The sequence below is a fragment of the Pseudomonas sp. CBZ-4 genome (assembly GCF_000346755.1).
Lineage (GTDB): Bacteria > Pseudomonadota > Gammaproteobacteria > Pseudomonadales > Pseudomonadaceae > Aquipseudomonas.
Genome location: NZ_ANNV01000101.1, coordinates 1 through 13,844 on the forward strand (window position 1 = coordinate 1; position 13,844 = coordinate 13,844).

General features: G+C 62.3%; 11 protein-coding genes. 9 read left to right on the forward strand and 2 right to left on the reverse strand.

What is annotated here, in order from left to right:
- Both B348_RS1000000131860 and mrdA read left to right on the forward strand, forming a co-directional pair.
- A partial coding sequence (locus B348_RS1000000131860; protein WP_218187739.1) for a hypothetical protein occupies window positions 1–211 on the forward strand: 211 nt, incomplete at its 5' end.
- Window positions 212–213: 2 nt separating this feature from the next.
- The gene (mrdA, locus tag B348_RS0112215) at window positions 214–2,106 is read left to right on the forward strand and encodes a penicillin-binding protein 2 (RefSeq protein WP_017736398.1); all 1,893 of its coding nucleotides are present in this window, start codon (window positions 214–216) and stop codon (window positions 2,104–2,106) included.
- A gap of 1 nt (window position 2,107) precedes the next feature.
- On the opposite strand, the gene B348_RS0112220 is transcribed toward mrdA, so the two are convergent.
- Entirely contained in the window at window positions 2,108–2,509 is a 402-nt protein-coding gene (locus B348_RS0112220; RefSeq protein ID WP_032864833.1) for a GFA family protein, read from the reverse strand.
- A gap of 136 nt (window positions 2,510–2,645) precedes the next feature.
- Between B348_RS0112220 and B348_RS0112225 the strand changes: the two genes are divergently transcribed.
- From B348_RS0112225 to B348_RS0112255, 7 genes are all read left to right on the forward strand, one after another.
- Complete coding sequence (locus tag B348_RS0112225) at window positions 2,646–3,176, forward strand: sigma-70 family RNA polymerase sigma factor (RefSeq protein ID WP_017736400.1); 531 nt, start codon at window positions 2,646–2,648, stop codon at window positions 3,174–3,176.
- Window positions 3,177–3,178: 2 nt separating this feature from the next.
- Window positions 3,179–4,129: a FecR domain-containing protein gene (locus B348_RS0112230; protein WP_017736401.1), complete on the forward strand. Its 951-nt coding sequence runs from the start codon at window positions 3,179–3,181 to the stop codon at window positions 4,127–4,129.
- A gap of 99 nt (window positions 4,130–4,228) precedes the next feature.
- Window positions 4,229–6,727, forward strand: a complete 2,499-nt coding sequence (locus B348_RS0112235; RefSeq protein WP_017736402.1) for a TonB-dependent receptor — start codon at window positions 4,229–4,231, stop codon at window positions 6,725–6,727.
- 80 nt (window positions 6,728–6,807) lie between these two features.
- Window positions 6,808–7,275, forward strand: coding sequence for an SRPBCC family protein (locus tag B348_RS0112240; protein WP_017736403.1), 468 nt, complete (start codon window positions 6,808–6,810; stop codon window positions 7,273–7,275).
- A 149-nt stretch (window positions 7,276–7,424) separates the two neighbouring features.
- Window positions 7,425–7,937, forward strand: a complete 513-nt coding sequence (locus tag B348_RS0112245; protein WP_026136756.1) for a sigma-70 family RNA polymerase sigma factor — start codon at window positions 7,425–7,427, stop codon at window positions 7,935–7,937.
- Window positions 7,934–8,908 (forward strand): FecR family protein, encoded by a 975-nt coding sequence (locus B348_RS0112250; protein ID WP_017736405.1) that lies wholly within the window; start codon window positions 7,934–7,936, stop codon window positions 8,906–8,908. The genes B348_RS0112245 and B348_RS0112250 overlap by 4 nt, the downstream gene beginning before the upstream one ends.
- Before the next feature lie 88 nt (window positions 8,909–8,996).
- On the forward strand, window positions 8,997–11,411 hold the full coding sequence (locus B348_RS0112255) for a TonB-dependent siderophore receptor (protein WP_026136757.1): 2,415 nt from the start codon (window positions 8,997–8,999) through the stop codon (window positions 11,409–11,411).
- Window positions 11,412–11,559: 148 nt separating this feature from the next.
- Here the strand turns inward: B348_RS0112255 and B348_RS0112260 are convergent, their stop codons facing one another.
- On the reverse strand, window positions 11,560–13,785 hold the full coding sequence (locus tag B348_RS0112260) for a TonB-dependent siderophore receptor (RefSeq protein WP_017736407.1): 2,226 nt from the start codon (window positions 13,783–13,785) through the stop codon (window positions 11,560–11,562).
- Window positions 13,786–13,844 lie beyond the last annotated feature (59 nt).

Sequence of the window (13,844 nt, forward strand, 5' to 3'; positions counted from 1 at the left end):
AATTCCAGAACCCCTGTTTGCTAACGCAAACAGGGGTTTTGTTTTGGGCGGTCGAAAAGCCAGCCAAGCATCGACATGCTTCTTGAGCCTACCGTTGGGGAAATCAATACAAAGTGTTTCTACTTTTTTGCTATGGTGCAGCACATTTTCACAAGGACTGATCTTTCATCCGCAGGATGCGGCGTCGCCCTTCTTCAACGAGATGCTGTAGAAATGCCTGAAGCCATACCCATCAAAGATCACGAAAAAGAAAACCGCCTGGTCAACAAGCGTCTGCTCGCCTGCGCGCTGTTGGTGATTGGCATCACCTGTGCCCTGGTAGGCCGCATGTACTTCCTGCAGGTCGTACAGTTCGACTACCACTCCACGATTTCTGAAAACAACCGCGTACACGTCCTCCCCATCACGCCGACGCGCGGCCTGATCTATGACCGCAACGGCGTGGTACTGGCCGACAACCGCCCCAGCTACAACCTCACCATCACCCGTGAGCGCACCACTGATCTCAAGGGTGAGCTGGACGCCATCGTCGATCTGCTGCATCTGCCTGCCGAAGACCGCGCCGTGTTCGACAAAGCGCTGAAGCAGGCACGCCACCCGTTCGTTCCCGTCACCTTGTTCTACGAGTTGACCGAAGAACAGATCGCCGTGTTGGCCGTGAACGAGTTCCGTTTGCCCGGCGTGGACGTCGAGCCGCAATTCGTTCGCCACTATCCCTTGGGCGCGCACTTCGCCCACTCCATCGGCTACGTTGGCCGGATCAACGAAAAGGAATCCAAGTCCCTCGACTCGGTGGAGTACCGTGGCACACAGTCCATCGGCAAGACCGGTATCGAGCGTTTCTACGAATCCGAACTCCACGGCCACGTTGGTTACGAGGAAGTCGAGACCAACGCCCAAGGCCGTGTGCTGCGTGTGCTCAAGCACACTGACCCGATCCCCGGCAAAAACATCGTGCTCAGCCTCGACGTCCACCTCCAGGAAGCCGCAGAAGAAGCCTTGGGCGATCGTCGTGGTTCGGTGGTTGCCCTCGACCCGCAGACCGGCGAAGTACTGGCCATGGTCAGCAAGCCGAGCTTTGACCCGAACATGTTTGTCACCGGCATCAGCTTCAAGGAATACGCCGCACTGCACGACTCCATCGACCGACCGCTCTTCAACCGCGTACTGCGCGGGCTCTATGCGCCGGGCTCGACGATCAAGCCCGAGGTGGCCATCGCCGGCCTCGACAGCGGTGTCGTCACCGCGCAAACCCGCGTGTTCGACCCCGGCTACTACCAACTGCCCGACTTCGACCACAAGTACCGCAACTGGAACCACAGCGGCGACGGTTGGGTGGACATGGACGCAGCCATCATGCGTTCCAACGACACCTACTTCTACGACCTGGCGCACAAGCTCGGCATCGATCGCCTGCACGATTACCTGGCCGAATTCGGCCTTGGCCAGAAAGTCTCCCTCGACATGTTCGAAGAATCCGCCGGCCTGATGCCGTCCCAATCCTGGAAACGCGCCACCCGCCGCCAACCCTGGTTCCCCGGCGAAACCGTGATCCTCGGCATCGGCCAGGGGTATATGCAGGTCACCCCGCTGCAACTGGCCCAGGCCACCGCGTTGATTGCCAACAAAGGCGTATGGAATCGCCCGCACCTGGCCAAGACCATCAATGGCGTGGCCCCGGTGGACGAAAACCCGATGCCCAACGTGGTCCTCAAGGACCCGCGTGACTGGGAGCAGGTCAACCACGGCATGCAACTGGTGATGCACGACCCGCGTGGCATCGCCCGCGCCGCCGCACAAGGCGCGCAATACCGCATTGCCGGCAAGAGTGGTACGGCACAAGTGGTGGCGATCAAGCAGGGCGAGCGTTACAACCGTAACAAGACCCTGGAGCGCCACCGCGACAACGCCTTGTTCGTCGGCTTCGCGCCCGCCGAGCACCCTAAAATCGTGATCTCGGTGATGATCGAAAACGGCGAGGCGGGCGGCCGGGTGGCCGGCCCTGTGGTGCGACAGATCATGGACGCCTGGCTACTCGACCAGGACGGCCACCTGAAGCCTCAATACGCGACGCCGGCCAAAGCGCCCGGCGACCCCCACGTCTGACTCACGCCTTCCATTCGGCCCACTGCTCCACGTCCTCATGTGCCAGCCATGGCACATCGTGGGCGGTCCAGATGTGCGAAGTGGGGCGCATGCCTGGGTCATCATCCAACGTCACCACCCGCACAATCACATGGGGCTGATGCCCACGCTCCGCCATCAGGTGTGATCCACAACGCTTGCAGAAATGCCTGAACTTGCCCGGTGAAGATTCATACGACGATAACAGCGCCTCGCCCTGGGTCCAGCGGAAGTGCTCGCGCATCACACCGGCAGTCGCAACGAACGCCGCCGCGTGGACCTTGCGACAGCTTTGGCAATGGCAGTGGCTGATGGGCATATCCAGGCCGTCCACCTGATACTGCACGGCCTTGCAGGCACAACTTCCATGGAGCTGTTGAGTCATGGTGCTTCACCTCAAAGGGGAGGGGAGCAATCTACCGTTCGCCGCCGCGCTGCGCATCACAAGTGATACAAATCATTGCCCTTATTCCGGCATTGGTCTAAATTGCGAAGCGTTCTCATTCGCGCACAATATCATTATGCCTTCGTCTGCTGTGCCTCATTCCCCTCACGAACCGGTTGGCCAACTCTACGGTGACCACCACCGCTGGTTGGTCAGCTGGCTGCGTGCGCGCCTGGGTTGTTCCCAGCAGGCCGCCGATCTGGCGCAAGATACTTTTATCCGTTTGTTGCTGGCGGAGCGCAGCCAACCTTTGGTCGCTGAGTTGAAAGAGCCGCGGCATTTTCTGGTGACGATTGCCAAGCGCGTGATGATCGACAGCTTCCGTCGCAAAGCCCTTGAGCAGGCTTATCTGCAAGCCTTGGCCGAACAACCGCAGGCCTATGCCATTTCGCCAGAAGAGCGGTTGCTGGTGATCGAAACCCTGCAACGTCTGGATGCTATGCTCGACGGGCTTGGGTACAAGGTCAAACGCGCCTTCCTGCTCTCGCAGTTGCAGGGAATGCCTTACAAGGAAATCGCCGACGACCTACAGGTGTCGGTGAGTTCAGTGACCAAATACATTGCCAAGGCCACCGAGCATTGCCTGATCTTCGCCCTGGAGCATTGACGGTGGCCCGTGATCCGCAACATCAGGCTCTCAGCGCGGCCGCGCACTGGGTCGCCCGTTTGGCCGCCGACCCCGGCGATCCCCAGTTACACGTGGCTTGGCTCACCTGGCGCGACGAAAGCGCGCTGAACCAATGGGCCTGGCAGCGCGTAGAAGCCCTTCGCAGCCAGCTCCAATGCCTGCCGGGTGCAGTCGCCGTCAACGTGCTGGACGTCGCCGCCGACCAATCCCTGCAACTGCTACGCCGCGCATTGCTCAAGGGCGTGGTGATCGGTACGGGTGTAAGCGCCATCGGTTGGTCCGGCTATCGACAGGCACCGCAATGGATGGCGGATCAACGCACGAGCACGGGCGAGCGCCACAGCCTGCGCCTGGATGATGGCAGCCAATTGTCCCTCAATACCGCCAGTGCGGTGGATATCCACTACACAGCCGAACACCGCTTGGTGATTTTGCGTGCCGGAGAAATCCTCGTGGAAACGGCTCCCGACCCCCGGCCATTTCTAGTGCGTAGCGCCCACGGTGAAATGCGCGCGCTGGGCACGCGCTTTGACGTGCGCCAGTTCGACGACTTCACGGCGATGAGCGTATTGCAACACGCTGTGGCGGTGCGTCTGGGCGTCGATCCTGCGGAAACGGTAGTCACCGCCGGCCAGACCGTCACTTTCGATGCCCTGCGCATGCTCGCCCTGCGGCCGAACGACCCCGGCGCAGGCGCCTGGGCGCAGGGGCGGCTGATCGTCGACCATTGGCGGCTGGACCGCCTGGTGGCCGAGTTGGCACGCTACCGCCAGGGCTACCTGGGGTGCGCCACGGAAATCGCCCACCTGCCGGTATCCGGTGCGTACTCCCTGGACGATATCGACCTGACCCTCAACGCCTTGACCCACGCGCTACCGGTGCGCCTCGTTTCACGTACCCGCTACTGGACGACGTTGGCCCCGCGCGCCTGACATCGAAAATAATTCTCAACTTCCGTTGTCGATTTGCCGCCCCTCGTTCGACTCCTCCTGCAAACCCCCTTCATTCGTTCCGAACCATCAGGAGTCAACATGCGCGCAGGGCAAACCTCAGTCGCCAATCAACCGCCTCGGTCATTTCGCAAAAAGCCCTTGCAGGTCGCGTTGTTTGGCGTGTCGCTGATGGTGCAGGCCGGGCTGCTGGCCCCCTTGTTGGCAAGCGGCTCCAATGCAATGGCGGCCAGCCAGCAGCAGGCGTTCGCCATTGCCCCTGGCCCCCTGGGTGGGGTGTTGAGCCGCTTTGCCAGCGATGCAGGCGTGGTGCTGTCCTTCGATTCGGGCCTCACTGCCGGCAGGCAAAGCGCAGGCCTGCAGGGCACGTATAGCGTCGAACAAGGTTTTGCCCGCCTGCTGGCCGGCAGCAACCTGGCTATCGCCGCCAACAGTGATGGCAGTTACCGCTTGGCGCCCCAGGCCAGTGGCGGTGCCTTGACCCTCGGTGCCACCAGTATCAACGCCCAAGGTTTAGGTCTGACCACCGAGAGCACAGGTTCCTACACCACCGGAGCGACCAGTACCGCGACAAAGTTACCTCTGTCCCTGCGCGAAACGCCGCAGTCGGTCAGCGTGGTCACCCGCCAACTGATGGATGACCAGCACCTGTCCACCCTCAGCGAGGTGCTGACCTTCACCCCCGGCATCAGCAGCAACCATCGTGACAGCGAGCGCTACTCCTTCTACTCGCGCGGCTTCGAGATCCAGAACTTCCAGTACGACGGCATCCCGTCGCAAATCGCCAACGAATCCCAGCAATATATCGGCCCGCTTTCCGACATGGCCCTCTACGACCGGGTCGAAGTCGTACGCGGTGCTACCGGTTTGATGAGCGGCGCAGGCACGCCGTCCGCCACCATCAACCTCGTGCGCAAGCGCCCGACCAAAGACTTCCAGGCCCACCTCTCGGGGGAAGCCGGCGCGTGGGACCGTTACCGTTCCGAAGTCGATGTGTCCGGCCCGCTGACGGAAACCGGTAATGTGCGCGGGCGATTTGTCGCGGCGTACCAGCAGCAGAAATCCTTCGTGGACTGGTACAAGCAAGACAAGCGCGTCATGTATGGCGCGCTCGATATCGACCTGAATGACGCCACCACCCTGCGCACCAGCCTGGACTACCAGAACAACGACGCCACCGGCACCAGCTACGGCCATATTCCGCTGTTCTACAACAATGGCCGCCAGACCAATTTTTCCCGTTCCTTCAACCCGGCTACACGTTCCAGTTACATGGACAACACCAGCTACACCTTCACCACGATGCTGGACCATAAACTCGACAACGACTGGAGCCTGAAGACCGCCTACAGCCATCAGTATTCCTACCGCAAAGGGCAGGGCGCTTCCGCCAGTGGCGGCTACCCGGACCCGGTCACCGGCCAAGGTGCCGGGGCATTCATCTACCGTCTCGACAGCTACCAGACCCAGGACATGCTGGATGTGTATGCCAATGGCCCGTTCCAGTTGGGTGGCCGTGAGCACGAGTTGGTAGTGGGTGCGAGCACGTCGCGCACCCACCTGAACTTTCCCAACTACAGCAGCACCCTGGCCGGCCAAGACAATGACTATGGCGATGTGGACAACATCTTCACCTGGGATGGCCGCCAGTATGGGCGCCGTTCCTACAACGAAGTCGGGGGCGCAGTGACCACCCTGCAACAGACCGGCGTGTATGGCGCGCTGCGTTTGAAACCGATCGACCCGCTGACCCTCATTCTCGGCACCCGTGTCAGTTGGTGGAAGCAACTCGATGAGGTGACGCAATACGCGCCCTACTTGAAAAACACCGACAAAACCAAGAAGACCGGCGTCGTGACGCCTTACGCGGGCATCATCTACGACCTGAACGACACCTATTCGGTCTACGCCAGCTACACCAGCATCTTCCTGCCGCAAACGTTCTACAAGACCGCCAGCGGCGGCTCGCTCGCGCCGCTTGAAGGGGACAACTACGAGATCGGCCTCAAGGGCGAATTCTTCGACGGTGCGCTGAACGCGAGCGTCGCCCTGTTCGACATCGAACAAAAGAACACCGCCGCCGATTCGGGCAACGATGCCACTGGCAAAACGGTGTACAAGGCCATCGCCGGCACGACCACACGCGGCGTCGAGACCGAGATTTCCGGCGAAGTCGCTGCAGGCTGGAACGTATTCGGCGGCTACACCTACCGCGAATCCCACGCCAAGGACGGCGAACGCGTACAGGTCAACCAGCCGATCAACCTGTTCAAGCTTGGCACCACCTACCGCCTGCCGGGCGCTCTGAACCGCCTGACCGTGGGTGGCAATGTCACCTGGCAAAGCGAGATGTACGCCACCACGCAGATCAACTACACCGGGCCGTACTACAAGGCGGTACAGGACCCCTTCGCCGTGGTCGGCCTGCTGGCCAACTATCAGGTGGACGAGCACCTGTCCGTAGGGCTGAACGTCAACAACCTGTTCGACAAGAAGTATTACGACGGCATGGGCACGTTCAACTCGGGCTCCTACGGCGAGCCGCGCAATGCGATGGTCAACGCCAAATGGAAGTTCTGAGATAAGTCGCAACACCAATGCGTGGCCGAAAAGGTTGCGCATTGGTTGATGTCGCCTACCTTCAATACAGGAGGTGACTTATGCACGTATTGGATCGCATAGAACGAAAAGTCCTGCTCAATGCTTCACGTAACCAGGTGTGGGAAGCCCTGACCGACGCCGAGCAGTTCGGCGACTGGTTTGGTATCGCCCTCAAGGGCAAACGCTTTGTCGTGGGTGAAACCCTTGAGGCGCCGATCACGTATCCCGGTTACGAGCATGTGATCTGGAAGGCGAGGATCGAACGCATCCTGCCGCAAACGTTGTTCTCTTTCTGGTGGCACCCGTTTGCAGTGGAGGAGGGTGTCGATTACGACAAGGAAACGCCAACCCTGGTGGAGTTCACCATCGAAGACCGCGCGCCGGGCATCCTGCTGCGGGTGGTTGAATCCGGGTTCGACCACATCCCCGAGGCCCGCCGTCAAAAAGCCTTCAAGATGAACTCTCGGGGCTGGGACGAGCAAATGGGCAATATCGAAACCTATCTCGGCCAGGCCCGTCGCGCCTGAGTCAAACGGGCATCACTGCTGATGCCCACCCTTGGGGTTTTCGGCCTTGGCGGCACGGCTGCGCAACACACCCAATGTTTTAGCGATTGCAATACGCCATAGCCTCCGCAGATAATGAGATGAATTATCATTAACGCCTGGCAGCTTGCGTGTCCCTACCTACTGATCCCAAAGTCTTGTTGGCTACGCTCTATGACGACAACCATCGCTGGCTGCGCGCGTGGTTGTACCGTCAATTGAAATGCCCCCAGGATGCGGCGGACCTCACGCAAGACACCTTCATTCGCCTGCTGGACGCGCGCCAGCTCAGCCAGCTCGACGAGCCCCGCGCGTTCCTGAGCACTGTGGCGCGGCGCTTGCTGTTCAGCTTCTGGCGGCGCAAACGCCTGGAGCAAAGCTACCTCGACAGCCTGGCGCTGTTGCCCGAGTGCTACACGCCATCCGAAGAAGACCTGGCCGTGGTGCGTGAAGCCCTGGAAAGCATCGACCGCCTGCTCAACGGCCTGCCGGCGCGGGTACGGCAGATCTTCATCCTCAGCCGCCTCGAAGGCCTGACCCAGCCGATGATCGCCCAGCAACTGGACGTGTCCCTGGCCACCGTCGAGCGCGACCTGCGCCGCGCGTTCCTGCATTGCCTGGCCGAATCGGCAGACCTGACATGACCCGCCCAGACGTCGACAGCACCACCCGCGCCGCCGTCGATTGGCTGCTGCGCCTGGAGGCGGCCGGCGAAGACCCGGGCGTGCACCAGGCCTTCGACACCTGGCTGCACGCCAGCCCGCAGCACGCGGAGGCCTGGCAGCGGGTCGGCAGCCTGTTGCAGCAACCGATTGCCGATCTGCAGCGCGTCGAAGCCCACAGCCCCGGCCAACTGCGCGCGGCCTCCAAGGCCTTGATGACCCCTGATTCCCCCTCGCGCCGCAGCGTCCTGCGCAGTGGTTTGGCCCTGCTGGTCTTCGGCGCCAGCGGCGCGGCGATTGTGGAACGCAACCAGCCGCTCAATGGCTTGTGGGCCGACCTGCGTACCGGCACCGGCGAGCGCCGGACATTCGAGCTGGCCGACGGCAGCCGCCTGAGCCTCAACGCACGCAGCTCGGTAGACATACAATTCACCGCCCAGCGCCGCGTGGTGCGCCTGCGCGAAGGCCAGGTGTTTGCTGACGTTGCCGCCGACGCCAATCGCCCGTTCGTAATCACCACCGCCGAGGGCGAGGTCCAGGCCCTGGGCACGCAGTTCTTGGTCAGTCAGGAGTCTGCCGGCAGCCTGGCGTCGGTGCAGTTGCACAGCGTGCAAATCACCACGGCTGGCGGTAGCCAACGGCGGATCGAAGCGGGGCAGGCCGCCTGGTTCAACGCCGGCGCCGTGCGCCCGGTGGCATTGAGCGTGGCCGGGCGCGTGGATTGGCGTGACGGCCGGGTCGATATCCGTGACGAACCGCTGGGCCTGCTGATCGATGCACTGCGGCCCTATGGCCGTGGCGTCCTGCGCATCAGCCCGCAAGCGGCGGCGCTGCGCGTGTATGGTGTTTATCCGTTGGACAATGCCGAGCAAACCCTGCAATCCCTCGCACAAACCTTCCCGCTGCGTATCCGTCGCTACGGCCCGTGGCTGACCCTGATCGACGTGCAATAACGAAAAAAACTCACTCGGCATGAGGGGATCGTGGATCTCGCGAGTCAGGGTTAGAGAACGCTAACCTGACCACGAGTATCCACCCCTTATGGCACCCCAGATGATCCGTCCCAGCCTGCTGACCTTGGCCCTGGCCCTGGCCGTTATCGGCCAACCCGCCGTGGCCGAGGACAACACCCACGCTTTCGACCTGCCCGCTGCCGCCCTGGGCGACAGCCTCAGCCGCCTGTCCCGCGAGAGCGGGCGCACGTTGTCCGTCAACCCGGCGTTGCTGCAAGGGCGCCGCGCGGCGGCCGTCCACGGCCAGTTCACCGCCGAACAGGCCGTGCAGCAAGCGTTGGCCGGCAGCGGGTTGGGCTTGATCATCACCGAGAACGGCACCTGGAGCCTGTACCTGCTGCCCGAGAGCGGCGCCCTGAACCTCGGCCCCACCAACATCACCGGGCAGTTGGCGGAAAATGCCTGGGGCCCGGTGGACGGTTACGTCGCCACCCGCAGCGGCACCGCGACCAAGACCGACACGCCGATCATGGAAATCCCGCAGACCGTCAACGTGGTCACCGCCGACCAGATCGCCGTGCAAGGCTCACGCAACCTGACCCAGGCCTTACGCTACACGCCGGGCGTGGACACCAACGGCTACACCGACCGCAACACCATCGCCGATGAAGTCGCCAGCCGGGGTTTCGCGCCGACCTTGCTCTACCTCGACGGCGCCTACCTGCCGTACGCCGGCAGCCTCGGCGGCGCGCCGCAGATCGACCCCTACACCCTGGAGCGCATCGAAGTGCTCAAGGGCCCGGCCTCGGTGCTGTATGGGCAGAACCAGCCGGGCGGGATGATCAATATGGTCTCCAAGCGGCCCACCACCGAAGCCCGGCACCAGGTCAAATTCGGCGTGGGCAGCTACGAACGGGTCAACGGCGCGCTGGATTTCAGCGGCCCGCTCGACGAGGCGAAAACCCTCAGTTACCGCTTGATCGCCCTGGCCCGCGACGGCAACGAGATGGTCGACCATGCCACCGACAGCCGCACCTTGCTCGCCCCCAGCCTGACCTGGGCACCGAATGACGACACCGCGCTGACCGTCTACGCCCAGCTGCAGCGCGACAAATCCCTGGCCGACTACCAGGCGCTGCCGGCCATCGGCACGCTGTACCGCAACTCTCAAGGCAAGCGCATCGACCGCAATACCTTCCTCGGCGATTCGGACTGGAACAACTACATCCGCGATCAATACGTGCTGGGCTACGACTTCACCCACGCCTTCAGCGACAACCTCGAATACCGCCAGACCGCGCGCTACACCGACGTCAACGACCGCTACAAGGGCTTCTACCTGGGCGGCTTCGTGCGCCGCGCCGACAACAGCATCGACGACACCCGCGCCACCCGCACCAAGCTCGACTGGAACCAGCACAATTCGGCCTACACCCTCGATAACAACCTGCAATTCAAGTTCGCCACCGGCGCCCTCGACCACACCTTGCTCACCGGCGTCGATTACCGCCAGTTCACCCGCAAGTACCAGGGCTACAACCTGTACGGCGTGGAAATCATCGACCTGTATAACCCCACCAACTACCACACCCTCAGCCAACCCACGCTGACCACCAAGTGGGACAACACCATCAAGCAGACCGGCGTGTACGCCCAGGACCAGATCAAGCTCGACCGCTTTATCCTCACCGTCGGCCTGCGCGAAGACTGGGCCGAAGTGGAAAACCGCGACCTGCTGGCCAACAGCACCGAAGGCCACAAAGACAAGAAACTCACCCGACGCATCGGCCTGACCTATCTCACCGACTTCGGCCTGGCGCCCTACGTCAGCTACGCCGAATCGTTCTTTCCCACCATTGGCAGCGAGGCGCCGCAGCGCGGTGGTTCGCCGTTCAAACCGGTGGAGGGCGAGCAGTACGAAGCGGGGGTCAAATACCAGCCCAACGACAGCGCGTTGTTTACGCTGGCGGTGTTCCAGATCAAGCAGAAAAACGTGCTGACCGGTGACCTGGAGTATCAGGAATACCAGCTGCAAGCCGGCGAAGTGCGCTCACGGGGCGTCGAGTTTGAAGGCAAGGCGCGTGTGGGGCAGGTGGAGTGGATCGGCGCCGTGTCCTACCTGGACTCGTTCTACACCAAGAGCAACTACGGCGAGGAGGGCAACCGCAACGAATCCCAGGCGCCTTGGACCGCCAGCACCTGGGTCGATTACCACTTTGCCGGCGACGCCTTGGCCGGCCTGACCGTGGGCGGCGGCGCGCGCTATACCGGCAAGAAATACGGCAACTCGGCCAACACCTTCAAGACACCGTCGTTTGTGGTGTATGACACCACCCTCAGCTACGACCTCGGCCGTGTCAGCCCCACCCTTAAAGGCGCAGAAGCCAGCCTGAACGTGCAGAACGTGTTTGATCGTGAGTACGTGTCGGCGTGCAACTACGCGTTTGGTTGCTACTACGGACAAGAACGCACAGCATCAGTAGAAGTGTCCTACGACTGGTAAAACCACTGTGGCGAGGGAGCTTGCTCCCGCTGGGCCGCGAAGCGGCCCCCGCTCTTTGTTCAAAAAGCTGGGACTGCTGCGCAGTCCAACGGGAGCAAGCTCCCTCGCCACAGGTTACTGTTTACTCTTCAACTGTTGCCGCAACGCCTTAGAAATCCACCGACGCCGACAACTTGGCCACCCGTGGATCACCCTGGCTCAGGAATCCACCTTGCGCCGATTCCCAATACTTGGCATTGGCAACGTTTTCCACGGTCGCGCCTACAGTGACATCCCGCTGCGCCACCTTGAAGTTGTAGCGCGCCCCCACATCGAAGCGGTTCCACGCCGGCAGGCTGAGGTTGTTGGCCGCATCCGCGTACTGGCCACCGGTACGCAGCATGCGCCCATTGAGGCTCACACCTTGCAGGCCCGGCACATCCCAATCCACCCCGGCGTTGAGCTGGAACGAAGGCACGCCGATGGCACGGTTGCCATCGTTGGCGCCGTTTTGCGTGTCCTTGAGTTCGGTCTTCATCACCGTCACACCGCCGAGCAAACGCAGGCCGCTGACCGGTTCGCCGAACACGTTGAGCTCCACGCCCTTGTTGATTTGCAAGCCTTCGCGCACGTAGCGCGCAGTGGTCGCATCGACGACTTCGGAGTAACCGGCCCCCGGCTGTTCGATACGGTAAACACCCAGCGTGGCGCCGTAGGTGCCCATATCGACCTTGACGCCCGCTTCAATCTGCTTGGAGCGTGCGGGTGCATAGGCTTGGCCGCCGCCGATGATCGTCCGTTCACCCAGTTTCAGCGGCGACGTCGGCCCCTGGGCCAAGCCTTCGATGCGGTTGGCGTACACCGACACATGCTCCCACGGCTTGAACACCAGGCCGTAGACCGGCGTGGTGATCGACTCGTCATAGTTCGCCGTGCGCGTGCCGCTCGCGTAGTTGTAACCCTGCACCACCATCTGCTGGCGACGGGCGCCAACGGTCACCAACAAGCGGTCATCGAAGAAACCAAAGGTGTCGGAAACCGCCGCGCTGCGCACAAAAGTCTTCGCGGTAATTTCCGGGTCGCTGAAGTCCGTGCCCGGGGTGTTGCGTGGGTTGTTCAAGGCCGGCGGCGCGCCGGTCACCGGGTTGTAGATATTGGTGGTGGTCTTGCCGCTGGCAAACACATAAGCGTTGCGCGCCTGGGTCCAGGTCCCGGCCAGGCCGAAGTTGAGGCGATGGCTCACCGCACCGGTCTGGAACTTGCCGTTCAGGCCCGTCATCAGGCTGCTGTTGTCTTCTTCGTGGGCGATGGTCGAACCGCTGGCGGTGGCGTTGCCGAGGTTGTCGGTGAGGGTTACCGACGAGTAACGCCCCATTTCACGAGTGTGCTTGACCCCGCCTGCCGCGTACGCCGTCCAGGTGTCGTTCAGGTCGTACTCGGCACGCAGCATGCCCAGGGTGTCTTCCAGGTTGGTACTGCTCCAGCTCGGCGCGTAGTTGGTGTCAGCCGACGGCGCATCCGGGATGTGGGTGGCGGTGCCGGTGAAGACCGAGTTGCGCCCACCGTTGATATGCTCCTTCTGGTACACAAAGTCGCCGGACACACGCAACGCATCGCCACGGTAGTCCAGGCCCACCGCAAACAGCTTGGAACGCTGGTTTTCATCATCGATGCCGGTATCGCCTTCGCGTTGGGACAGGTTCACCCGCGCGCCAAACTGATGGTCTTCACCAAAGCGCTGGCCAATGTCCAAGTGCTCGCCCACGCGGCCATCGCTGCTGATGTCGGTGCTCAAGCGGCGCAACGGCAGGTCATCGGCGCGCTTGGGTTGCAGGTTCACGCCGCCGCCAATCCCCGAACCGGTGGGGCTCACGCCGTTGATAAAGGCATTCGGGCCCTTGAACACTTCAACCCGTTCCAGGGCGTCGGTGGAGATGATCTGGCGCGGCAGGATGCCGTACAGGCCGTTGTAGGACATATCGTCGCCATTCAGGGGCAAGCCGCGAATCATGAAGGTCTGCGCCTGGTTGGCATACCCCGACGCCTGGCGCACGGACGAGTCATTGAGCAGCACATCGCCGACGGTTTCGGCCTGCTGGTCGCGGATCAGTTTCTCGGTGTAGGAGGACATGCTGAACGGCACGTCCATGATGTCCTGGTTGCCCAGCACCCCCAACTGGCCACCGCGTGCCACCTGGCCGCCGGCGTACACCGGGGGCAGGGCGCTTGGCGCGGGCGCGTCGGCGCTGATGTTGGTGGCGCCCAATTCCAGGGTGTTGCCGTCCTGACGGTTGTTCGCATCCTGCGGGGTGGCTGGGGTGGCGGCATGAGCAGTGATGCTCAGGGAGCAGCACAGGGCGAGCAGGGTCGGACGAAACGGAATAGGGAAGGGCATGGGCGATCCAGTGAGGAAAAGGGCAACAAACGTTGCGCGTCCTCGCTGCGCGGATACGA